This window comes from Helicobacter didelphidarum (genome assembly GCF_003364195.1).
GTDB lineage: Bacteria > Campylobacterota > Campylobacteria > Campylobacterales > Helicobacteraceae > Helicobacter_A > Helicobacter_A didelphidarum.
Map to the genome: position 1 here is coordinate 1 of NZ_NXLQ01000210.1, position 467 is coordinate 467.

1 protein-coding gene is annotated in these 467 nt (G+C 29.6%); it reads right to left on the bottom strand.

Annotated features, from left to right (window positions below; genetic code table 11):
* Positions 1–467: lipase family protein (locus tag CQA53_RS13470; protein WP_407918862.1), on the bottom strand; the 467-nt coding region annotated here is incomplete at both ends.

Genomic DNA, 467 nt, shown 5'->3' on the forward strand with positions numbered 1-467 from the left:
TTTTCATAGTTCTTAATAAGTGTTTGATAAAAATACACTAACGCATTATCTATTTTTTCATAAAAAATATCGGCATACTCTATGTCTCTCCCACTATGAGTAGAGAATCTTATCCCAAAGTATGAGTTTGCATTTACTTCATCATTGATAATCTTTTTAAGCATAGTATCGATTATATTATCTATACCAAACTTATCCATTTTAAGTTCTATTGCTTTTTCTTTCAGTGTCTTAGTGTGAGAAAAATGCAAATATCCTTTTATATCATCATTGATTGTATTTGAGATATGTATCACTATATCATAAGGAGGTTTTAAATCTCTAGCACCGGGTGAATTATAAGTATATACTTCATTTACATTTGCTTCATTACTATCATCACATAGACTTAAAGCAAGCATTTGCGTTAATGCTCCACCTAGTGAATGTCCTGCTATATTTAAGCTTTTAGATTCTATGATAGCAGG